The sequence below is a fragment of the Nocardia sp. NPDC050793 genome (genome assembly GCF_040654065.1).
Classification (GTDB): Bacteria; Actinomycetota; Actinomycetes; order Mycobacteriales; family Mycobacteriaceae; genus Nocardia.
This window is the reverse complement of the sequence record NZ_JBFAHG010000003.1, coordinates 448,917-470,445: the sequence shown is the minus strand read 5'-3', so window position 1 is coordinate 470,445 and position 21,529 is coordinate 448,917. Positions and strand designations below refer to the sequence as shown.

Genomic DNA, 21,529 nt, shown 5'->3' with positions numbered 1-21,529 from the left:
TGCGAAGATACCAACGCGGCGCGCCCGATTCGCCCGGTTTCGCGACGGAGTTGCGCTCGCGGCGTGCTCAGCCCGAAATCTTTGCGCAATCATAAGGTTCGTAGAGCACGACCGACCACGGCGTGCCCGGCGTCGCTTCGAGCGCGGCGCGCCGTTCGTGCGGACCGGTGACCGGATCCGCGAGCGCGACGCCCGCCCCGCGCAAGGCGGCGACGGCGGCATCGAGGTCGGCGACCTTGACCGAGAGCGCTGCCGCGTCCCCTTCGCGATCCTTTCCGGCCACCATGACGCGGGCCGGACCGACGTCGAACTGCGCCCACCGATCGCCCTCCACGAAGGTGGGTGCGACGCCGAACAGCGCGCTCAGCAGCGCGACGGTCGCGGGCAGATCGTCGGTGGGCAGGATCGTCCCGATCCGTTCGATGCTCATTCGTCGCTCCCGAAGGCGCGGCGGACGGCCGAAAATGCTGCGGCGGCCGCCTTTCCGGCGTCGGGCAGATGATCGGCCATGCTCACGAAACCGTGGAACTCCCCGTCGTAGCGGACCGTTTCGGTGGGGACGCCCGCCGCGCGCAACCGGGCGGCGTAGGCCTCCCCCTCGTCGCGCAGCGGATCGAATTCGGCGGTGAGGACGTGGGCGGGCGGCAGTCCGGACAGGTCGGCCGCGCGCGGCGGCGCGGCGTAGGGGTGGTCGCCGTCGCCATCGGGGCCCAGGTACTGCTCCCAGTACCACCGCAGGTGCGCGGCCGTGGTGAAGTACCCCTCGGCGTTGTCGCGGTACGAGGCGGTGTCGCAGGACGGATCCAGCATCGGGTAGATCAGCAGCTGATGCGCCAGCGCGGGCCCGCCGCGGTCCCTGGCCATCAGCGCCGTCACGGCGGCGAGGTTGCCGCCGGAACTGTCGCCCGCCACGGAGATCCGGGCGGGATCGCCGCCGAACTCCGACGCGTGGCCGGCGACCCAGCGCACCACCGCGTAGGCGTCCTCGGCGGCCGCGGGGAAGCGGTGCTCGGGAGCTTGGCGGTAGTCGACCGAGACCACGATCGCGCCGATGCCGTTGGTCATCGTCCGGCAGAACTGGTCGTGGCTGTCCAGGCTGCAAATGGTGAATCCGCCGCCGTGACAGAACACCACCACGGGGAGGCCGGGCCCTGCATCGGCGGGCCAGTAGATCCGCACCGGCACCTCCGCCGCTCCGTCCGGCCCCGGCACCGTCCGCTCCTCGACCCGGCCGACCGGGATCGGCTCGACGGCCGCCGCGGGCCGCGCCGCCAGCAGGCGACGGGCCTCGGCGGCGTCGAGCACCTCGGTGCCGAGCTTCGGGAAGGAGGCCGAGGCCAGCTCCACGATGACGCGGGCTTCGGGTTTCAACGGCACGATCCGCTCCTCACTCCACGCCCGGCAGCTGCGCGCCGGGTGGAATGAACTGCCCGGCGGAGAGTCCGCCGTCGATCGCGAGTTCCGCGCCGGTGACGAACGCCGAGGCGTCCGAGGCGAGGAAGGCGACCAGATCCGCGACCTCGCGGGGCAGCCCAACCCGACCGAGCGGCAAGGCAGGGAAACTGCCAGGGCCGGTGCTCAATCCGAGGTGACCGATCATCGGCGTGTGAATCGGGCCGGGATGCACCGAGTTCACCCGGATGCCCGCGGGACCGAGCTCGAGCGCCGCGGTCTTCGTCAGTCCGCGCAGCCCCCACTTCGACGCGCCGTAGGCGGCGTGCCCCATCAGACCCTGGAGACCGGCCTGCGAGGAGATGTTCACGATGGAACCGCCGCCCGCGGCCGCCAGCGGACCCGCAACGGCCTTGATGCCGAGGAAGGAGCCGACCAGGTTGACCCGCAGAATCCGTTCCAGCTCTTCGGCACTGGTGTCGGTGAGCGCCTTGGTGGTGTAGATCGCGGCGTTGTTCACCAGCACGTCGAGGCGGCCGAATTCGGTTTCGGCGGTTCGCACCGCGGCCGCCCACTCGGCTTCGCTGCTCACGTCATGTGCCACGAAACGCGCTGCCTCGCCGAGGGATTCGGCGACTGCCTTGCCTTCGTCGGCCAGCACGTCGGTGATCACCACGCGCGCACCGAGTTCGACGAACAGCCGCGCCTCGGCCTCGCCCTGCCCCCGGGCGGCGCCCGTAATGATCGCGACTTTCCCGTCGAGAGTGGTCATCACACTCACTCCTCGTTCTTCCGGAAGTGCGGAATCACCGTCTCGCCCCAGTGCCGGATGGTCTCCAGGCAGGCTTCCTGCGGCACGGTGCCCATCTGGATCAGGCACAGGATCTCGTCGGCGCCCGCCTCCTTCAGCCGTTCGACGTAGGCGATGGCGTCCTCCGGCGAGCCGTAGGCGTGCGCGGCGTTGAACACCGAGGTCGCGCCGGTCTTCACCGGGATCTTGGCCTCGTGCAGGTAGGCCACGTGGTCGTCGGCGGCCTGCTTGATGGCGGCCATCTCGTCGGCGTTGGGGTCGACGGCCTCGTCCGGCACCGGGCCCGCGCCGTACCAGTGCTTGATCGACTGCGCGAAGAACCGCTGGCCGCGCGCGCCGATCTGCTGCGCCTTCTCGCGGTCCTCGAGCACGATCGTCGGGCACAGCGCGGCGAAATGATCGTTGACCACGGTGGAGACGAACTTCTCGCCGGTGCGCTCGGCGATGGCCTGGTCGTAGGTGCGACGCAGCTCGGCGATCTCTTCCACGCCCGCGAAACCGAGGACCAGCGCGCCGATGCCGTAGTCGGCGGCCAGCTTCAGGGTGTCCTTCTTGGTGCACGCCATGAACAGCGGCGGGTGCGGCAGCTGGACCGGGCGCGGGAGCATCGGGTGCGGGTCGATGTCGAGCAGCTCACCGTGCCACTCGAATTCGCCCTCGGGGTCCTGCCAGGCCTTGCCGATGATGCGCAGCGACTCCTCGACCTCCTGGTAGGTGCGGTCGGGGTCGACGCCGCACATGGACGTCTCCTGCGGGGTCGCGCCGCGGCCCGCGCCCAGGTTCACCCGGCCGTTGGAGAGCACGTCGAGCATGGCGGCGCGTTCGGCGGCGCGCACCGGGTGGTTGAAGTTGAACGGCATGCAGACCACGCCGTGACCGATCCGGATACGCTCGGTGCGCGCGGCCACCCAGGTCAGGAAGATCTCCGGGGCGCTCATGTGCGCGTACCACTTCAACCCGTGATGCTCCACGGCCCAGACGGTGTCGAAGCCCATCTCCTCGGCCAGCACGGCCTGCTCCACACAGTCGCGCAGCACCTGCCGTTCGTGCTCGGCCGACGGGTCGGTCATCTGCGCCTCGAAGATCATCGAGAACTTCATGCATTGCCTCCACTTCTCAATATGCCTAGTAGGAATATTTCCGATGCTGCCGTTGAGGTCAGGTGCATGTCTCGCTGGATGAGACTGCGGACGCCCGCGCCGATGCCCGGGTCCTAGCTTCGAAGCGAGGCAGCAGAAAGGAAGGACCGCAGTGGGTCGACTCGAAGGCAAGGTCGCGCTGATCACCGGTGGCGCGCGCGGTATGGGGGCCGAACACGTGCGCCGCTTCGTCGCCGAAGGCGCGCGGGTGGTGTTCGGCGATGTGCTCGACGAGCAGGGCGCGCAGCTCGCGGCCGCGCTCGGCGCGGCCGCCCACTACGTGCACCACGACGTGACCGGCGAAGCCGACTGGACCGCGGCGGTGACCACCGCCGTCGAGACGTTCGGCAAGCTCGACGTGCTGGTGAACAACGCGGGCATCCTGCGCTTCCAGAGCATCGCGGAGATGAGCCTGGCCGATTTCAGCACCATCATGAACGTCAACGTGACCGGTACCTGGCTGGGCATCAAGACCGCGGCGCCCGCGCTCACCGAGGCAGGCGGCGGCTCCATCGTCAACATCTCCTCGGTCGAGGGATTCATCGGCGCGGCGGGGCTTTCCGCCTACAGCGCAAGCAAATTCGCACTGCGCGGCATCACCAAGTCGGCCTCGCGCGAGCTGGGCAAGGCGGGCATCCGGGTGAATTCCGTACATCCCGGCGGCATCGCCACGCCGATGACCGCCAACGCGTCCTCCGGCGTGGACGGCGACAAGTTCTTCGCCGGGCTGCCGATCCCGCGCTGGGGCAAGCCGGAGGAGGTCACCGAGGCGGTGGTCTTCCTGGCCTCCGACGCCGCGGGCTACTGCACCGGCACCGAGGTCGTCGTCGACGGCGGCATGCTCACCGGCGCGGGCTACTGAACCAGAAAGGCAGACCGATGTCTCAGCAGAAGTCCACGGAGGCCGTCTACGACGTGGTGGTCGTCGGTTCCGGCGCGGCGGGCATGACCGCCGCGTTGACCGCCGCCTACCGCGACCTGTCGGTGGTGCTGATCGAGAAGAGCCGCACCTTCGGCGGTTCCACCGCCCGCTCCGGCGGCGGTGTGTGGATCCCGAACAATCCCGTGCTGGTGCGCGAAGGCGTGCCGGACAGCCCCGATCTGGCCCGCGTCTACCTGAAATCCGTGGTGGGCGATCGGGTTCCGCAGGCCAAGCAGGACGCGTTCCTGGACAACGGCCCGCGCATGATGTCGTACTTGACCAGCCGCACCCCGCACCTGGAATTCGTCTACGACCGCGGCTACTCCGATTACCACCCGGAACTGCCCGGCGGCCTTGCCCAGGGACGCAGCATCGAGCCCGCCATCGTCGACGGTCGCCTACTCGGCGACGACCTGGCGCTGATCAACCAGCCGACGATGTCGGGTCCGAAGGGAATCGCCTTCACCGTCAGCGACTTCCACGATCTCAATATGATCGCGCGCACCTGGAAGGGCAAGCGCACGGCTATGAAGGTCGGCGCCAAGGCGGTCATGAACAAGCTGCGCGGCCGCCTGCCGCTGAGCCTGGGCAAGGCGCTCGTCGCCCGGCTGTGGCTGGCGCTGCGCGACGCGGGCGTGCCGGTGTGGCTGAACACGCCGCTCACCGAACTGATCACCGAGGACGGCGCCGTGGTCGGCGTCCGCGCCGAGCGCGACGGCGTGCCGATCGTGCTGCGGGCCCGGCGCGGCGTTGTGCTCGCCGCCGGCGGCTTCGAGCACAACCTGGAGATGCGCAAGGAGTTCTTCGCCGAGCCGGTGAGCACGGAGTGGACCGTCGGCGCCACCGAGAACGTCGGCGAGGGCATTCGTGCGGGCGAGAACGTCGGCGCCGCACTCGATCTCATGGACGACGCGTGGTGGGGCCCGTCGGTGCGCAACCCCGACGGACCGCCGTTCTTCTGCCTGGCCGAACGCTCGCAGCCAGGCGCCATCATGGTCAACGACGCGGGACAGCGGTTCACCAACGAATCGGCCAGCTACGTCGACGTGGTGCACACCATGTACGAGCGGCACGAATCCGGAATCGGCCACGTGCCAGCGCATTTCATCATGGACCAGCGCTTCCGCGACCGGTACCTGTTCCTCGGCACCTTCCCGAAGCAGGCCATCCCGCAGAAGTACTTCGACGCGGGCATCATCAAGAAGGCCGACACCCTCGAAGAACTCGCGGACAAGATCGGCATCCCCGTCGACGCGCTCACCTCGACCGTCCAGCGTTTCAACGGCTTCGCGCTCGCCGGACGCGACGAGGACTTCCATCGCGGCGAATCCGCCTACGACCGCTACTACGGCGATCCGACGGTAAAGCCGAACCCCTGCCTCGCGCCGATCGAGAAGCCGCCCTTCTACGCGGTGGAGATGGTGCCGGGCGATCTCGGCACCAAGGGCGGTCTGGTCACGGACGAGCACTCCCGGGTGCTGCGCGCGGACGGTGCACCGATCGCGGGACTGTATGCGGCGGGCAACAATTCGGCCGCTGTCATGGGCAACAGTTACGCGGGGGCGGGCGCGACCATCGGCCCGGCCATGGTGTTCGGCTACATCGCCGCCAACCATCTCGCCGATCTCGATCGAGCGTGAAAGGACAGGACATGGACAGGGTCAGCGATAAGACGGTCATCGTGACCGGTGGAGCGCGGGGCATGGGCGCGGCGTTCGCGCGCAAGCTCGCGGATCATGGCGCGTCGGTGGTGATCACCGACGTGCTCGCCGAGGAGGGCAAGGCGGTCGCCGCCGAAATCGGCGAGCGGGCGCTCTTCCTTCCGCACGACGTGACCGACGAAAGCGCGTGGCAGTCGGTGGTTTCCGAGGCCGAACGGGCATTCGGACCGGTCGCCGGGCTGGTCAACAACGCGGGCATCGTGCACGTCGATCCGATCGAGAAGCTCGCCGAAGCGGACTACCGCAAGGTGATCGACGTCAACCAGGTGGGCGTGTTCCTCGGCATGAAAGCCGTTGTGCCGTCGATGCGCCGGGCGGGCGGCGGCTCGATCGTGAACATCTCCTCGATCGGCGGCATCATCGCGTTCTCCAACATCCTCGGCTACGTCGCGTCCAAATGGGCGGTGCGCGGCATGAGCAAGGCCGCCGCCCAGGAGTTCGGCGTGGACGGAATCCGGGTCAACTCGGTGCATCCCGGCGTCGTCGCCACCGAGATGACCGCCGCGTCGGACCGTTCCAACTCGATGGTGCACGACCAGCCGCTGCCCCGCGCCGCCACCCCCGAGGAGCTGGCCAACGTGGTGCTGTTCCTGATCTCCGACGAGTCGGCCTACTGCACCGGCGCGGAATTCGTCGCCGACGGCGGCTTCACGACCAAATGACACGAGGACAACTGCTGTGAAGAACTTCCAGGACAAGGTCGCCGTCATCACCGGCGCCGGGGCGGGCATCGGGCGGGCGCTCGCGCTCGAATTGGCGCGCAGCGGAGCGCGTCTCGCGCTGTCCGGGCGCGACCTGGCCAATGTCAGCGAGACCGCCGCGCTGTGCGAGCAGGCGGGCGCGAAGGCGCGCGCCTACAAGCTCGACGTCACCGACCGCGCCGCGTTCTACGCGCACGCCGAGGAGGTGCACGCCGACTTCGGTCCGGCCAACCTGCTGGTCAACAACGCGGGCGTCTCGCTGACGGCCACCGTCGAGGAACTCACCTGGGAGGACTTCGAATGGATCGTGAACATCAACTTCTGGGGCGTCATGTACGGCACCAAGGCGTTCCTTCCGCAGGTGATCGCCTCCGGTGACGGGCACATCGCCAATGTCTCCAGCATGTTCGGCCTGGCCGCCTGCCCGAGCCAAGGCGCCTACAACGCAACGAAATTCGGCATTCGCGGCTTCACCGACGCGCTGCGCCAGGAGATGAAGATCGCCGGACATCCGGTCGGGGTGAGCAGCGTGCACCCGGGCATGGTGAAGACCGAGATCGCCTGGAAGGCCCGCGCAGGCGGCGATCGCGACCGCGACGCCCTCGCCGCCAACTTCGATCGGCTGGCCAAGACCACGCCCGAAGCCGCGGCGAAAATCATCCTGCGCGGCATCCAGAAGGACAAGGCCAAGATCCTCGTCGGCGCCGACGCCCGCGTCATCGATTTGCTCCCTCGGATTTTCGGCTCCGGGTATCAGCGCATCATCACGGCACAGATGAAGAACGAGGTCAACTGAGCAAACAGGGCGTTACGGGCCCGGCAACCGGTGGCAAGCTGGAGTTGTGCGTGCCCGGGATGTCCGAATCGGGGAACTCTATGTAGTCGAGGTGCCCCATCGGTTGCCCGCGCGCACCGCGAGAATGCGCGCCGGGGAGTGGGAACTGTGGCGGCTGCGCGGGTGTCGCTTCCGCGCGGTCGTCACCGCCCTCGACACCACCGTGCGCCCTGCCACCGTCGAAGCGCTGCGGGTGACACGGCACAGTGTCACCCGCGTCGACCTGACCGCCGAACAAGCCGCCGGTCTCGGCCTCCCCGACGGCCGATACCACTTGCTCGGCATGATCTTCGACAACGACGGCCATCCCATCGAGCTCCCTGACCTCGAACCCCTCCGCGCCTCCGTCCGCTGGCTCTACCCCCTCGCCGAACACCGCCCACCCGGCACCCACCGCGACATCGACTTCCACCCCGCCCTGTGAACACCGCCTGATAGCGTCGGCAGTACGGGGCGCTGCCCAGTACATCCCGGGGGGGTGAAAGTGGATACCGCGCAACGCTATCGACGGTTCGCACGCTTCGAGGCGTACGGCCACTCACCGTGCTACGCGGACCGGTCGCGGCGGATCGCCGACGACCCGGAAGTGCTCGCGCTCGTCGAGGAGCTGCCCGCCGCCAAGCGTCAGCCCAATCTCGTGCTGGCCTCGGCACGGTATGTCGGCGCACGTCAGGGCCGTTCGATGGGTTCAAGCGCCTGGATCGCCGATGAGGGCTGCGGCGTTGTTCCCGTCGGCCGGGTCTCCTGCCGAAACCGTGCTCGGAGACGCGAGATCGGTTTGTTCTCACCGAAGACGGTATGCCGGTGGCCTATTCGGGGCCGCACGGGCACAGTCTCGAGTGGTTTCGGCGGGGCTGAGAATTCGGTCGAACGCCTGCGGCTACCGCCTTGCGGGATCACGGCACATCGACACCTGTGAAGCCGTTTCGCTGTGTCACGGGGAACGGTCGATCTCGGAAGTGCGCCGGGCCGACCGAGGCGAATCGGTAACTGCGAAACGGATTTCCGGAAACACCCCCGAGGCGCACCGCGCTACGACATAGTGGTAGACGCTCGCGTACCCCACTCATACGCGGGCGTACCTTACTCCATGTTCGTGAATTGGATCAGAAACTGTATGAGGACGAGCACATCTCCGGCGGCGGCCCGCGCCGTTGCCATCACAGCCTTGATCGTTGGATCCGCAGGCGGATTTCCCGGGGCGGCCTCCGCCGACAACGCACCCGGTTCACCAACGGTGGTCACGGTCGACACCACGGCAGACGGCGTCGCGGCCGATCCACAAAGCGGGCTATGCCGTACTGCCGCCAACACTTGCACACTGCGAGCGGCAATTCAGACGGCCAATGCCCGGCCCGGGAGCACAATCGTGGTGCCTGAGGGGCGCTACATCTTGACGATCCCTCCCGACCCACGGAAAGTGCAGGGCCGCAACCCGGATCCGACCACGGGAGACCTGAACCTCACAGCGCCGACAACGCTGCGTGGCGCGGGCCGCGACCGGACAGTGCTGGATGCCAATGGGATCGACAGGGTGCTCAGTATCTCCGCGCCCGTGACGTTGACGGGATCGACCGTGACCGGCGGAGTCACCGCGCAGCACGAGATCCCGTATTACGACACCGGCGGCGGCGGAATTTCCAATTCGTCGAACCTCGTACTCGATGATGTCGTGGTCCGGGGTAACAGCGCCGGGTACGGCGGCGGGATCTTCAACGTGCCGGGGTCGGACCTACAGACGAGAAACACGATCATCACCGGCAACACATCCGGCGAGGCGGGTGGCGTGCGATGCGATAATACCTGCACCTTCACCGACTCGACGATCTCCGACAACCGCGTGGTCAATCCCGGAGTCTGGTACCGCCCAGGCGGATTCGCCGGACGCGGCGGCGGCGTCGACATCCGGGGCCGGGGCGTCGTGACTTTCGATCGTGCGACCATCACCGGAAACAGTGCCTCGGACTCGGGCGGCGGCATCAACGTGGCGCCCGCCTACCTCGACACCCTTCCACGCCTGTTGACGGATGTGATCAATGTTCCAGTGGGCACCGTAGTATTGCGGAACTCCACTATCAGGGGAAACACCTCCGGCACCGTTCGGGACAACTGCGCGAAGGTGTTCGCGAGGATTGTTTCTGAAGGCGGCAATACCAGCGACGATACTTCCTGCGACCTCACCGGGCCTGGCGACAAAGTGGTGCCCTAGCCGGCAGGGGTTGCCAGCCCGAGCAGCGTGCGGTGGATGTACAGCACGATGTCCTCGAGCTCGAGCAAGTCACCTCCGGCGCGCAGGGTCCTGCGGACGGCCTCGTTGGTCGCATCGGTCACCGCCAGATACGCATCGTCCGGCACCGATGGATCAACGGGGCCTGCCCCTGCACGCCACGATCGGATGAACCCGGCGAACCAGTGTTGGCATCGTTCGAACGACTCGATCGCGCGCGACCCGGCCGGGGCCGTCTCCAGATAGAACGAGCGGGCGAACGACGGTTCGTCACGCAACAAGGAGAGGTATTCGCGAATTCCGAGCCGCAGTGCCTCGAGCGGCTCCACCGGTTCGGCGAATACCTCCCTCATCACGCGCTCGAGGTGCTCGATCATCAGATCCCGACCCGTCTCGGCCGCGGCGAGGAAGCACGCTTCCTTATCCGGGAAGTGCTGGTAGAACGTCCGTCGCGAAACCTTCGCCGCCGCAGCGATATCCGCGATCGTCGCGGTGAGATAGCCGCGATCCGCGACGACGACCGTCACCCCGTACAAGAGCCGCTGCCGCTGCGACCCGGTCACCAGTTCACGAGCCAGGCCATGCGGCCCGTGCGGCAACTCCGTCAGGGTCGGCTCCAGCAACTTCTTACGTCCCACCCGCATCTTCATATCAGGTGCGTCCCTGGCGTGAAGAGCCGGTTCGACGGACCGAGAGGCGACCCCGAGCCGCATGGACCGGGGTCTATGCCGTCTCAGGCCTACGAGGAGTCAACTCGAATCGCCCGCTGCGCGGAGCAGTTTGGTGGCGAGGGTGCGGAGGTGGGTGGACATTTCCGGGGGGTGGCGGACTTCGAAGGGGAGGTCGAGGTGGGCTATGCGCAGGGCGGTCCATTCGAGGGAGTCGGCGGTGGTGCGGAGCAAGCAGGTGTGGTCGTCCAGGGGCTCGATTTCGGTGGTGCGGACGCGGAAGCGGTCGGTGAGTTCGGCGGCGGAGGCGTGCACAAGGAGTTCGACGTGCTGGACGGGGCGGGCCAACGCGAGCGAGCGGGTGACGAAGGCGGCGGGATCGGCGTCGGGGAGTTCTCGTGGTGGGCAACGGACGCCGATGGGCAGCGGGGACGCGATGCGATCGACGCGGAAGGTGCGCCAGTCCGCGCGGTCGACGTCCCAGGCGACGAGATACCACCGTCGCCCGGCCGACACCAGGCTGTGGGGCTCGACCAGCCTGCGTGACTCGGCGCCGTCTTTGTCGCGGTAGGAGAAGCGAATTCGCTCGTGATCGCGCGCCCCCGCCGCCAACGTCACCAGCGTTTCGGGGTCCACCCAGGGACCCGTGGGCGGTCCGGCGAGATCGACGGTGCTGGTCTGCACGGCGTCCACCCGCCTGCGCAACCGATCCGGCAGCACCTGCTGGAGTTTCACCAGCGCCCGCGCGGCCGACTCCTCGCTGCCCGCCACACCGCCGAACGCGGCATGGCGCAGGCCCAGGGTGATCGCCACCGCTTCGTCGTCGTCGAGCAGCAGCGGCGGCAGCGCGGCCCCCGATTCCAGCCGGTAGCCGCCGACCGCGCCGAGACCCGAGCGCACCGGATAGTCCAGCTCGCGCAGGCGCTCGATATCGCGGCGCACCGTGCGGACGGTGACGCCGAGCCGCCGAGCCAGCTCGGGCCCGCTCCACTCCCGCCGCGTCTGCAGCAGAGCGAGGAGTTGGAGGAGCCGGGCGGCGGTGTCGGTCACGGCCCCTAGTATGCCCCGCAATGAGGACCGAATCAGACCTCATTGCCGCCTACCGTGGCGCTGGTGAACGCAGAGACCATCGAGATAGTCGGAGCACGGGTGCACAATCTGCGCGACGTGACCCTCCGTATTCCCAAGGGCCAGATCGTCGTCTTCACCGGAGTGTCCGGTTCGGGCAAGTCGTCGGTGGTGTTCGGCACCGTGGCGGTGGAGTCGCAGCGCCAGCTCAACGAGACCTTCACCTGGTTCATCCGCAACCGGCTGCCCAAGTACGAGCGCCCGGACGCCGACGTCATCGACAACCTGGCGCCCGCCGTGGTGGTGGACCAGAAGCCGATCGGCGGCAATTCCCGCTCGACGGTCGGCACCATGACCGATATCCAGTCGATCATCCGCGTCCTGTTCTCCCGGCACGGCGTGCCCAGCGCCGGCGAGGCGACCCGGTATTCGTTCAACGACCCGCTCGGCATGTGCCCGGAGTGCGGCGGCCTCGGTCACGTGGTGCGCGCGGATCTGGACAAACTACTCGACACCGGAAAGTCGCTGAACGAGGGTGCGATCCGCTTCTCCCCCTTCGCGGTCGGCACCTTCCAGTGGCAGATCTACGCCGAATCCGGCCTCTTCGATCCGGACAAGCCGCTACGCGACTTCACCGCCGAGGAGTGGGAGCTGTTCCTGCGCGGCAACGGCTTTCGCGTGCCGCGCCTGAACAAGACCGGTTCGATGGGGCACAACGCCTACGAGGGCCTGCTGGAACGCTTCGACCGGCTCTACATCAAACGCGATCTCAGCGCGCTGTCGGAGAAGAACCGGGCGGCGGCGCTGGCGGTGGTCGGCGAACAGGTCTGCCCGTCCTGCGGTGGGGCGCGGCTGAACGCGGCCGCGCTGGCGAGCCGCATCGACGGACTCGGCATCGCGGACTACGGCCGGATGGAGGTGTCGGATCTCGTCGACGTGCTCGCCGCGATCGACGATCCGGTGGGCGCGCCGATCGCGAGCGCGGCGATCGCCCGGCTGCGTCGCGTCGAGGACGTCGGCCTCGGCTACCTGTCCCTCGACCGCGAGACATCCACGCTGTCCGGCGGTGAGGCGCAGCGCCTCAAAGTCGTCCGCCACCTCGGCTCCAGCCTCACCGGCATGACCTACATCTTCGACGAACCGAGCGTCGGCATGCACCCGCGCGACGTGCACCGGTTGAACGATCTGCTGATCCAGTTGCGGGACAAGGGTAATTCGGTGCTGGTGGTGGAGCACTCGCCGGATGTCATCGCGGTCGCCGACCACGTGGTGGACATGGGTCCCGGCGCGGGCGGCGACGGCGGCACTGTCGTGTTCCAGGGCAGTGTCGAGAAGCTGCGCGCCTCCGGCACGCTCACCGGAGAACGGCTGCGCCGGACGCGACCGGTCAAGGACACTCCGCGCACGCCCGCGGGCTGGCTCACGGTGACCGGGGCCGATCGGTACAACCTGAAGAATGTGACCGCGCGTTTTCCGGTCGGCGTGCTGACCGCCGTCACCGGCGTGGCCGGATCGGGCAAGAGCACGCTCGTGTCGGGCGCGTTCCTGGCCGCGCACCCGGACGCGGTGGCGGTCGACCAGTCGGCGATCGGCGGATCGCGGCGGTCCAGTCCCGCGACGTATCTCGGCATCATGGACCGGCTGCGTCAGCTGTTCGCGGCGGCGCACGGGGTGAAGCCAGGGCTGTTCAGCTTCAACTCCGCCGGCGCGTGCGCCGAATGCGGCGGCGCGGGAATCATTTTCACCGATCTCGCGTACATGGATCCGGTGACCACGGTGTGCCGGGCTTGCCACGGCAGGCGCTACCGCCCCGAGGTGCTCGGTTACACGGTGCGCGGTGCGTCGATCGCCGACGTGCTCGACATGACCGCCGCCGAGGCCATCGAATTCTGGCGCGGGCGCGACCGCATCCTGCCGCCGCTGCGGGCACTGCACGAGGTCGGGCTCGGGTACCTCACCCTCGGCCGTTCCCTCAGCTCGCTGTCCGGCGGCGAACGGCAGCGCCTGAAGCTCGCCGATCACCTGCACCGCCGCGGCGGGGTGTACGTGCTGGACGAACCGACCACCGGACTGCACATGGCCGACGTGGACACCCTGATGACGCTGCTGGACCGCTTGGTGGACGGCGGCAACACGGTGATCGTCATCGAGCACGACCTCGAGGTGGTGAAACGGGCCGACTGGGTCGTCGACCTGGGTCCCGACGGCGGCAAGCACGGAGGCGAGATCGTTTTCGCGGGGACGCCCGCGGACCTCGTCGCCGACCAGCGGTCGATCACCGCGGACTACCTGCGCCGCAGCCTCGCCGCGGCAGCATAGCGCCCGCGCTCGTCCTGCTGACCGGGACGACGGGTACGCACCTGCCGATGCGCGCGGGCAGGCTGAAAGACGCGCCGATGCTGTGCCATTCGCCCGGCACGCCGGTGGGCCGCTTTCCGGGCGCCCCGGTCATCGGCCCGCGTCCCCCGCCGACCGCGGTGGTGAGTCGAGAACGTGAACCAAGAGGAGTGACATGACGACCGGAGTGGAGCCCGTGGAGCGACCCCGAAGCGCCCTGAAGAGCACCGCACCGACCGTTGCCGAACTCGACGGCACCTGCGCGCTGAGCCGTGACCGCATCGGCGGCAAGGCGTGGAGCGTCGACCACATGCGGGCGCTCGGCCTGCCGGTGCCGCCCGCGTTCGCTGTCACCACCGAGGGCTGGGCCGACTTCCGCGCGCGGGGTGCGCTGAGCGAGGAGATCTGGCTCCAGGTGCGGTCGGGCGTCGCGGCGCTCGAGCGCGGCACCGGCCGGCGCTTCGGTGACCCCGAACGGCCGCTGCTGGTGTCGGTGCGCTCCGGCGCCGCGGTGAGCATGCCCGGCATGATGGACACGGTCCTCAACCTCGGCATCAACGACGACGTCGAACGTGCGCTGGCGGCCGAGACCCGCAACCCCGGGTACGCCGCGGACACCCACCGCCGATTCCGCTCGCAATACCGCGAGATCGTGCTCGGCGACCCGGAGAGCGCGGTCCCGCGCGACCCGTGGGAGCAGCTGCGCGGCGCCGTCGCCGCGGTCTTCCGATCGTGGGATTCCGCGCGGGCCAAGACCTATCGCCGCAGCCGCGGCGTCTCCGACGACCTCGGCACCGCGGTCACGGTGCAGGCCATGGTGTTCGGCAATCTCGACGCGCTCTCCGGCACCGGCGTGTTGTTCACCCGCAACCCGAACACCGGCGAGCGCGTCGTGTTCGGCGAATGGCTGATCGGCGGTCAGGGTGAGGACGTGGTCTCCGGCCGCACCACCCCGCGCCCGCTCGACGATCTCGCGGTCACCATGCCCGACGTGCACGAGCAACTGCTCGCCGCCGCCGACCTGCTGGAACGCGACGGCCGCGACATCCAGGACATCGAATTCACCGTCGAATCCGGCAGGCTGTGGCTGCTGCAATCGCGGCCCGCGAAGCGCTCGGCCCGCGCCGCGGTACGCGCCGCCGTCGCCATGGCGAGCGAGGGTCTCATCGATCCGGCGACGGCACTGCGCCGCGTCGAGGCCGAGCAGGTGCGCACGGTGCTGCGACCGGCCTCCGGCGCGGAGACGGATCGGCCGCCGCTGGCCCGCGGCGAGTCGGCCTGCCCCGGCCTGGCCTCCGGCGTCGTCGTCACCGACCCGGACGAGGCCGAAACCCGCGCCGCCGCAGGCGAAGCCGTCGTGCTCGCGCGGCCGACCACCAGCCCCGACGACCTGCACGGGATGATCGCGGCGCGGGCCATCGTCACCGAACTCGGCGGCGCCACTTCGCATGCCGCGCTGGTGAGCAGGGAACTGGGCAGGCCGTGCGTGGTCGGCTGCGGACCCGGCGTGGTGGCGGCGCTCGCCGGACAGGTGGTCACCGTGGACGGCGGCGCAGGCGCGGTGTGGCTGGGCGAAATCGCCGGAAAGGCCGTGGACCAGAGCGTGATCGAGGACGTGGCGCAGCTCGCCCGCTGGGCCACGGTGTCTCCCGACGAACTGGTCGGCCTGCTCTCCGCACGGTCCCCCGATGCCGAAAATCCCTCGTCCGCAACACATTCGATCGAGAATGGACGAATGACAGCAGGGATTTCGCCTGTGTCCGATCACGCTCTGCCGCACACCACCCCGCGCGACAGCCGGACACAGCAGCACACCACCCCCGTTCGCCTTCCCGCCTCCGACCTCGACCTGCTTCGCCTGATCGGCATCAAGGGCCGGGTCGCCCCCGACGCCGTAGCGGACAGCCTCGCGGACGATGCGGCCGAGACCGCCTGTGCGGATCTGGTCGCCCGCGGACTGTGCGCGGTCACCCCGGTCGGCGTGCGGCTCACGCCAGAGGGCCGCGGCGAGCTCACCCGCCTGCTCACCGCGGAGCGCGAAACGGTGGACCCCACCGTGATCGCGGCGGCCTACGACGAATTCTGCGTATACAACACCGAACTCAAGGAGATCATCACCGCCTGGCAGATGAAGGACGCCGCGACCGTCAACGACCACGCCGACAGTGCTTACGACACCGCGGTGCTCGATCGTCTGCGCGCCGCGCACGGACAGGTCGCTCCGCTGGTGCGCCGGATCGGCGAGATCGCGCCGCGGTTGTCGCGCTACGCGGGCCGCCTGGAGCGCGCGGTGCAGCGCATCGACGGCGGCGATCACACCTGGGTGGCACGTCCGATCATGGACAGCTACCACACCGTGTGGTTCGAGCTGCACGAAGATCTGATCGGCCTGTGCGGGCTCAGCCGTGCCGACGAGGCCGCCGCGGGCCGGGCCCACTGACATGCGCACCGACAGCTCCCCGCGGCGATGGGTCGACTTCGCCGAGATCGACAACGTTCGCGACCTCGGCGGGCTGCCCGTGCCCGGCGGCGTCACCCGGTTCGGCGTGGTGTACCGCGCCAGCACCCCGCAGCACCTGACCGCGGACGATCTGGTCCTGCTGACCGGCCGGGTCGGTCTGCGCACCCTGATCGACCTGCGCAACCCCGACGAGGTCGAGCGGGAAGGCTACGGCCTGCTCACCGGCGCGGACGTCCGGCTGGTCAACCTGCCCGTGCGCAAGGCGGCGGCGACCACCGTCACCCCCACCGATCTGGTGCCCGACGCCAAGCACTACGACCTGGTCGCGCTCTACCGCGAACTCCTCGACGGCAGCGTCGAATCCGTGCTGACCGCCGTGCGGACGATCACCGACACCGACCACCATTCGGTGGTGTTCCACTGCGCCGCGGGCAAGGACCGCACGGGCGTGCTCGCCGCGGTGCTGCTGGACGCCGTCGGCGTGCCCGCGGAAGTGATCGCGGCGGACTACGCCCTGTCCGGCGAGCGGATGGCTCGGGTCCGCGCCCGCCTCGACGCGCTGCCGTCGTATCACGGGCTGCCCCCGGTGCGCACCGGAATCCTCGCGGTGGAACCCGCCGTGATGATCGAGTTCCTCGAACGGCTGCGGGCCGACCACGGCGGCGCGGCGGGCTGGCTGCGCGCGCACGGCCTCGGCGACCGCGAGCTGGCGGATCTGCGCCGGGCGCTCGTCGAGAACTGAGCGCACCGGCCCCGCGCGGCCCGCGTCCCAGGCCAACCCGGCCCGCCGCGGCCCGCGCGGCGGGATCATGGTCGTATGGCGACGCGCGAAGTGGTGCGATCGGGCCGGTTCACCGGGATCTACGACCCCAGCGCGGGCGAGCCGCACCCGTGGTACATCAACGACCACACGATCGTCCAGGACCGGGACGGCGGCTGGCACCTGTTCGGCATCACCCACCCCGAGCCCGCCGACCCGTTCCACGAGATCGAGTTCGCACACGCCACCGCGCCGGACCTGCACGGCCAGTGGACCAAGCGGGAGCCCGCACTCCGGGTCGATCCGGGCTACCACGGTGAAACTCACCTCTGGGCGCCCTACGTGATCCGGTCCGGCGCAACGTATTTCATGTACTACGCGGCGGGCGGCGCCGACCGAACCAGGGCGGCGATCAATCTGGCCACCTCCACCGACCTGGTCCACTGGGAGCGCGCGCCGGGCGGGCCGCTGTTCCGCGACGGCTACGACGCCCGCGACCCGATGGTGCTGCGCATCGGCGAGAAATGGGTGATGTACTACTGCGCGACCGGCGAACCGACAGGCGGTCACCACGCGGTCGCCTACCGGCTCAGCACCGACCTGTGGCACTGGGGCGAACGGCATATCGCCTACGCCGATCCGACGATCGGCACCGAGGCGGGCAATACCGAGTCGCCGTTCGTGGTGCGGCACGACGATCGCTGGTACCTGTTCATCGGTCCGCGTCCCGGTTACGTCGGCACCGATGTCTTCCGCAGCGACAACCCTTTTCGCTTCCGCATCGGCGACAAGATCGGCCACGTGGCCGCGCACGCCGCCGAGGTCGTACGCGACGCGGGTCGCTGGTGGATCACCAGTGCCGGATGGGGGCAGGGCGGTGTGCATCTCGCGCCGCTGACGTTCCCGCGCCCGCCCGCGGGCATCGCCGTACCGCGCTGATCGAGACACGCCGCGGCGGCTCCCACGCTCGGTGACGATCCCGGCTCCGATTCGCCGAAAGAGGCCGATTCGGCGGGGTGGCCTGGTATCTGTTGAGCGAGTCGACTATCCGCCCACCCACCGCGGGAGGTAACGGCATGGCCCGTATCGGCGTGATCAGTGTTTCCGACGGCCGCGACTATGTGCACACCGGCATCGCGGACTTCATCCGGACCACCGAGGACCGTCTCGTCGACGCCCTGACGGCGGCGGGGCACGAGGTGGTGCGGGGCACGGACATCATCAGCGACAACGCCTTGGCCGGATCGGTAGCGCGCGAAGTGGCCGCCGCGGGCGTCGATCTCACCGTGCTGCACTACGCCGTCTGGGCGTTCCCGCACTTCAGCATGCTCGCCGCGGGCGCGACACCGGGGCCGCTGCTGTTGCTGTCGAACATCGATCCGGTGCAGCCGGGCATGGTGGGAATGCTCGCGGCGGGCGGCGCGCTGGACCAGATCGGGCGCGCGCACACCAGGCTCTGGGGCGACCCGGCGGATGCCGCCCTGATCGAGGCGATCGGGGTGCGCGCCACCGCGGCGGCGGCCGTCTCGGCGTTGCGCGGCAGCACTTTCGGACGCATCGGCGGGCGGCCGATGGGCATGAACACCGCCGTCGCGAACACCGATCAGTGGCAGCGGTTGTTCGGCGTCGACGTCGAGGAGATCGACCAGTGGGAGATCGTGCGGCGCGCCGAGACAGCCGACGCCGGTGAGGTGAAGGCCGCGCGAGAATGGCTGGAGCGCCACGCCACCGTGCACTACGACGGCGCGAAACTCACACCCGAGCTGCTGGAGCGACAGATCCGCTCCTACCTGGCGATGCGCGAGCTGATCGCGCAGTGGCGGCTGGACTTCTCCGGCATCAAGGGCCAGCCGGAACTGACGCAGTATTTCGCGACCATGGACGTCACCGAGGCCTTCCTCAACGACCCCTACGACTGGAACGGCCCCAAGAACACCCACGTCTGCGCGACCGAGGCCGACATGGACGGCGCGCTCACCATGCAGCTGCTCAAACACCTCGCGGGCGCGCCGGTGCTGTTCGCCGACGTCCGGCACTATCACGCCGACCGCGACATCTGGGATCTGTGCAACTCGGGCCAGCACGCGACCTGGTTCGCCGCCCGCAGCGACGATCCCGCGGAGAACCTCGCCAGGGTGCACCTGTACCCGGAGGTGTTCTTCTTCCCCGCGGGCGGCGCCTCGGTGCACCATCTCGCCGCGCCGGGCACGATGACCCTGGCGCGGCTGACTCGCAAGGACGGCGACTACCGAATGCAGTTGATGCTCGGCGATTTCGAGACCTACGACGAGCAGACCAACGCCTCGCTGATGAAACAGTCCACCAGGGAGTGGCCGCACGCGTTCGCCCGGCTCGACGCCCGCGCCGAGGATTTCCTTTCCCGCTTCGGCGCCAACCACATTCACGCCGTCCCCGGCGACCACCGGGCGGCGGTGCGCGCGACCTGCGACCTGCTCGGCATCACGCTCGACGAGTTCTCCCGCGTCCCGTCCGGCGACCAGCGATGACGCGCGGGGAACGGTGGTGAGCCGATGTTCCTCGGCATCGACATCGGCACCTCGGCCTCCAAAGGCGTGCTGGTACGTGCGGACGGCATCGTCGTCGCGAGATCCGAACGCGCCCATACCGTCTCGACGCCGCGACCTGGATGGGTGGAGCACGACGCGGAGATGGTGTGGTGGCCGGACTTCGTCGCCATCGCCGCGGATCTGGTGGCGGCGGCCGACGGCGAAGGGATCGAGGGGCTTGCGGTCTCCGGTATCGGGCCGTGCCTGCTGCCCGCCGACGGCGCGGGCAATCCGCTGCGCCCGGCCATCCTCTACGGCGTCGATACCCGCGCCACCGTCGAAATCGCGGAACTGAACGCGGAATTCGGCGCGGAGAGTGTGCTGGAGCGCGCGGGCTCGCCGCTGACGAGTCAAGCGGTCGGACCCAAACTGCGCTGGCTGGCCCGGCACGAACCACAGGTCGCCGAACGCACCGAACTGCTGCTGATGGCGAGTTCCTTTCTGGTGCACCGGCTCACGGGCCGGTACGTGCTCGACCATCAATCCGCGAGTCAGTGCGTGCCGCTCTACGATCTGCGCAAGCGAGCGTGGGCCGCGGACTGGGCCGAGGCGGTGGCGCCCTGGCTGACGCTGCCAGAACTCGCGTGGCCCACCGAGATCGTCGGGCGGGTGAGCGCGACGGCCGCAACCGCGACGGGTCTTCCCGCGGGTCTGCCGGTGACCACCGGAACCATCGACGCCTGGGCCGAAGCCGAGAGCGTCGGGGTGCGCGCGCCGGGCGACGCCATGATCATGTACGGCACCACGATGTTCCTGGTGCAGGTGCTGACCGAACCCGTCCCGCATCCCGGACTCTGGAGCACCTGCGGAACCTGGCCGGGCACTTACACTCTCGCCGCGGGCATGGCCACCTCCGGCGCGGTGACCGAATGGCTGCGCGATCTGGTCGGCGGCGACTACACCGAGCTTGTCACCGAGGCCGCCACGGCGCCCGCGGGCAGCCGCGGCCTGCTCGCGCTGCCCTATTTCGCGGGCGAGCGCACCCCGCTGTTCGATCCCGACGCCAGGGGCGTGATCGCCGGACTGACGCTGCGCCACGGCCGCGCCGAGCTGTACCGGGCGGCGCTGGAGTCGATCGCCTACGGCGTCCGGCACAACCTGGCGGCCATGACCGAGGCGGGCGGACAGGCCCGGCGGCTGGTCGCCGTCGGCGGCGGCACCAAGGGCGGACTGTGGACGCGGATCGTCTCCGAGGTCACCGGGCTGCCCCAGCAGCTGCCGGCCGACACGGTCGGGGCGAGCCTTGGCGATGCCATGCTGGCCGCCACCGCCGCCGGTCTCGACACCTCGGCGTGGAATCCGGTGGCCGACACCGTCGTCCCCGATCCGGCCCGCACCGCCGCCTACGAGCCGTACTACCGGCGCTACCGCGAGCTCTACACCGCCACGGCCGAGATCGCGCATTTCCTCGCCGCCGAGCAACGCCGGGGACACCCGCCTTCCTGATCCCGGCACGTCATGCCAGGATGCATGAGGCAGCAACGGCAGGGAGGACCCGATTTGCCCACAGTGACCTTGACTCAACACAACTTTCATCAAGTCGTCAGCAGCAACCACATCGTGCTGATCGATTGGTGGGCCGGCTGGTGCGCGCCGTGCCGCCACTTCGCGCCGGTGTACGAGGCTTCCGCCGATCAGCACCCCGAGATCGTGCACGGCAAGGTCGACACCGAGGCCGAAGAGGCGCTGACGGCGATGGCCCAGGTCGACCGTTTCCCGACGCTGATGGCCTTCCGCGAGGGCCTGCTGGTGTTCAACCAGCCGGGGTTCCTGCCCGCCGCCGATCTGGAGGAGGTGGTGCAGCGGGTGCGCTGGCTGGACATGGACGAGGTCCGCAGGGAGCTGGCCGCGCAGGACGGAACCGCCATCCAGGCCGAACCGGTCGCCGCGGTACCCGCGGGCGCCGCGCGTCTCGCCGGA

19 protein-coding genes and 1 pseudogene are annotated in these 21,529 nt (G+C 69.3%); 14 read left to right on the top strand and 6 right to left on the bottom strand.

Translation table 11 applies throughout. The features are described from left to right. Nucleotides 1–67: 67 nt before the first annotated feature. The 4 genes from AB0H50_RS12715 to AB0H50_RS12700 are packed head-to-tail and all read right to left on the bottom strand — an operon-like array spanning nt 68 to nt 3,303. Nucleotides 68–430 carry a hypothetical protein gene (locus tag AB0H50_RS12715; protein ID WP_357450583.1) on the bottom strand — a complete coding sequence of 121 codons (363 nt, stop codon included), beginning with the start codon at nt 428–430 and terminating at the stop codon, nt 68–70. Beyond that, nucleotides 427–1,377 (bottom strand): alpha/beta hydrolase, encoded by a 951-nt coding sequence (locus AB0H50_RS12710; protein ID WP_357450580.1) that lies wholly within the window; start codon nt 1,375–1,377, stop codon nt 427–429. Before AB0H50_RS12710 ends, AB0H50_RS12715 begins: the two co-directional genes overlap by 4 nt. A gap of 10 nt (nt 1,378–1,387) precedes the next feature. Continuing rightward, on the bottom strand, nt 1,388–2,164 hold the full coding sequence (locus AB0H50_RS12705) for a glucose 1-dehydrogenase (protein WP_357450577.1): 777 nt from the start codon (nt 2,162–2,164) through the stop codon (nt 1,388–1,390). A 5-nt stretch (nt 2,165–2,169) separates the two neighbouring features. Then, a complete protein-coding gene (locus tag AB0H50_RS12700; RefSeq protein WP_357450574.1) occupies nt 2,170–3,303 on the bottom strand; it encodes an LLM class flavin-dependent oxidoreductase in 1,134 nt (377 codons plus the stop codon). A 151-nt stretch (nt 3,304–3,454) separates the two neighbouring features. Between AB0H50_RS12700 and AB0H50_RS12695 the strand changes: the two genes are divergently transcribed. From AB0H50_RS12695 to AB0H50_RS12665, 7 genes are all read left to right on the top strand, one after another. Next, the gene (locus AB0H50_RS12695; RefSeq protein WP_357450571.1) at nt 3,455–4,204 is read left to right on the top strand and encodes a glucose 1-dehydrogenase; all 750 of its coding nucleotides are present in this window, start codon (nt 3,455–3,457) and stop codon (nt 4,202–4,204) included. 17 nt (nt 4,205–4,221) lie between these two features. Continuing rightward, nucleotides 4,222–5,904: a 3-oxosteroid 1-dehydrogenase gene (gene kstD, locus AB0H50_RS12690; RefSeq protein WP_357450568.1), complete on the top strand. Its 1,683-nt coding sequence runs from the start codon at nt 4,222–4,224 to the stop codon at nt 5,902–5,904. An 11-nt stretch (nt 5,905–5,915) separates the two neighbouring features. Beyond that, on the top strand, nt 5,916–6,647 hold the full coding sequence (locus tag AB0H50_RS12685) for a glucose 1-dehydrogenase (protein WP_357450565.1): 732 nt from the start codon (nt 5,916–5,918) through the stop codon (nt 6,645–6,647). Between the two features lie 16 nt (nt 6,648–6,663). Next, nucleotides 6,664–7,482 (top strand): SDR family NAD(P)-dependent oxidoreductase, encoded by an 819-nt coding sequence (locus tag AB0H50_RS12680; protein ID WP_357450562.1) that lies wholly within the window; start codon nt 6,664–6,666, stop codon nt 7,480–7,482. Nucleotides 7,483–7,528: 46 nt separating this feature from the next. After that, nucleotides 7,529–7,945, top strand: coding sequence for a hypothetical protein (locus AB0H50_RS12675; RefSeq protein ID WP_357450560.1), 417 nt, complete (start codon nt 7,529–7,531; stop codon nt 7,943–7,945). Nucleotides 7,946–7,999: 54 nt separating this feature from the next. Continuing rightward, nucleotides 8,000–8,440 carry a DUF2332 family protein gene (locus AB0H50_RS12670; RefSeq protein WP_357450557.1) on the top strand — a complete coding sequence of 147 codons (441 nt, stop codon included), beginning with the start codon at nt 8,000–8,002 and terminating at the stop codon, nt 8,438–8,440. Nucleotides 8,441–8,758: 318 nt separating this feature from the next. Beyond that, nucleotides 8,759–9,730 carry a CSLREA domain-containing protein gene (locus tag AB0H50_RS12665; protein WP_357450554.1) on the top strand — a complete coding sequence of 324 codons (972 nt, stop codon included), beginning with the start codon at nt 8,759–8,761 and terminating at the stop codon, nt 9,728–9,730. Here the strand turns inward: AB0H50_RS12665 and AB0H50_RS12660 are convergent. After that, the gene (locus AB0H50_RS12660; protein ID WP_357450552.1) at nt 9,727–10,386 is read right to left on the bottom strand and encodes a TetR/AcrR family transcriptional regulator; all 660 of its coding nucleotides are present in this window, start codon (nt 10,384–10,386) and stop codon (nt 9,727–9,729) included. The genes AB0H50_RS12665 and AB0H50_RS12660 overlap by 4 nt on opposite strands. Nucleotides 10,387–10,497: 111 nt before the next feature. Further along, nucleotides 10,498–11,466, bottom strand: coding sequence for a YafY family protein (locus tag AB0H50_RS12655; RefSeq protein WP_357450549.1), 969 nt, complete (start codon nt 11,464–11,466; stop codon nt 10,498–10,500). Nucleotides 11,467–11,529: 63 nt separating this feature from the next. Between AB0H50_RS12655 and AB0H50_RS12650 the strand changes: the two genes are divergently transcribed. The 7 genes and pseudogenes from AB0H50_RS12650 to AB0H50_RS12620 all read left to right on the top strand — a co-directional run. Further along, a complete protein-coding gene (locus tag AB0H50_RS12650) occupies nt 11,530–13,803 on the top strand; it encodes an excinuclease ABC subunit UvrA (protein WP_357450547.1) in 2,274 nt (757 codons plus the stop codon). Between the two features lie 193 nt (nt 13,804–13,996). Further along, nucleotides 13,997–16,261: a pyruvate, phosphate dikinase gene (locus AB0H50_RS12645; RefSeq protein WP_357450544.1), complete on the top strand. Its 2,265-nt coding sequence runs from the start codon at nt 13,997–13,999 to the stop codon at nt 16,259–16,261. A gap of 1 nt (nt 16,262) precedes the next feature. Continuing rightward, nucleotides 16,263–17,024 carry a tyrosine-protein phosphatase gene (locus AB0H50_RS12640; protein WP_357450541.1) on the top strand — a complete coding sequence of 254 codons (762 nt, stop codon included), beginning with the start codon at nt 16,263–16,265 and terminating at the stop codon, nt 17,022–17,024. A gap of 75 nt (nt 17,025–17,099) precedes the next feature. Next, a complete protein-coding gene (locus tag AB0H50_RS12635) occupies nt 17,100–17,981 on the top strand; it encodes a family 43 glycosylhydrolase (protein WP_357450539.1) in 882 nt (293 codons plus the stop codon). Between the two features lie 137 nt (nt 17,982–18,118). Next, on the top strand, nt 18,119–19,549 hold the full coding sequence (locus AB0H50_RS12630; protein WP_357450536.1) for an L-fucose/L-arabinose isomerase family protein: 1,431 nt from the start codon (nt 18,119–18,121) through the stop codon (nt 19,547–19,549). 24 nt (nt 19,550–19,573) lie between these two features. Continuing rightward, a complete protein-coding gene (locus AB0H50_RS12625) occupies nt 19,574–21,055 on the top strand; it encodes an FGGY-family carbohydrate kinase (RefSeq protein ID WP_357450534.1) in 1,482 nt (493 codons plus the stop codon). 54 nt (nt 21,056–21,109) lie between these two features. Beyond that, a pseudogene (locus tag AB0H50_RS12620) lies at nt 21,110–21,463 on the top strand (thioredoxin domain-containing protein); the annotation flags it as partial. Nucleotides 21,464–21,529: the final 66 nt, after the last annotated feature.

Excerpts from the sequence above, each read along its gene's own strand:
- AB0H50_RS12715 (WP_357450583.1), bottom strand. The coding sequence starts at position 430 with ATGAGCATCGAACGGATCGGGACGATCCTGCCCACCGACGATCTGCCC.
- AB0H50_RS12705 (WP_357450577.1), bottom strand. The coding sequence starts at position 2,164 with ATGACCACTCTCGACGGGAAAGTCGCGATCATTACGGGCGCCGCCCGG.
- AB0H50_RS12700 (WP_357450574.1), bottom strand. The coding sequence starts at position 3,303 with ATGAAGTTCTCGATGATCTTCGAGGCGCAGATGACCGACCCGTCGGCC.
- kstD (WP_357450568.1), top strand. The coding sequence starts at position 4,222 with ATGTCTCAGCAGAAGTCCACGGAGGCCGTCTACGACGTGGTGGTCGTC.
- AB0H50_RS12685 (WP_357450565.1), top strand. The coding sequence starts at position 5,916 with ATGGACAGGGTCAGCGATAAGACGGTCATCGTGACCGGTGGAGCGCGG.
- AB0H50_RS12645 (WP_357450544.1), top strand. The coding sequence starts at position 13,997 with ATGACGACCGGAGTGGAGCCCGTGGAGCGACCCCGAAGCGCCCTGAAG.
- AB0H50_RS12640 (WP_357450541.1), top strand. The coding sequence starts at position 16,263 with ATGCGCACCGACAGCTCCCCGCGGCGATGGGTCGACTTCGCCGAGATC.
- AB0H50_RS12635 (WP_357450539.1), top strand. The coding sequence starts at position 17,100 with ATGGCGACGCGCGAAGTGGTGCGATCGGGCCGGTTCACCGGGATCTAC.
- AB0H50_RS12630 (WP_357450536.1), top strand. The coding sequence starts at position 18,119 with ATGGCCCGTATCGGCGTGATCAGTGTTTCCGACGGCCGCGACTATGTG.
- AB0H50_RS12625 (WP_357450534.1), top strand. The coding sequence starts at position 19,574 with ATGTTCCTCGGCATCGACATCGGCACCTCGGCCTCCAAAGGCGTGCTG.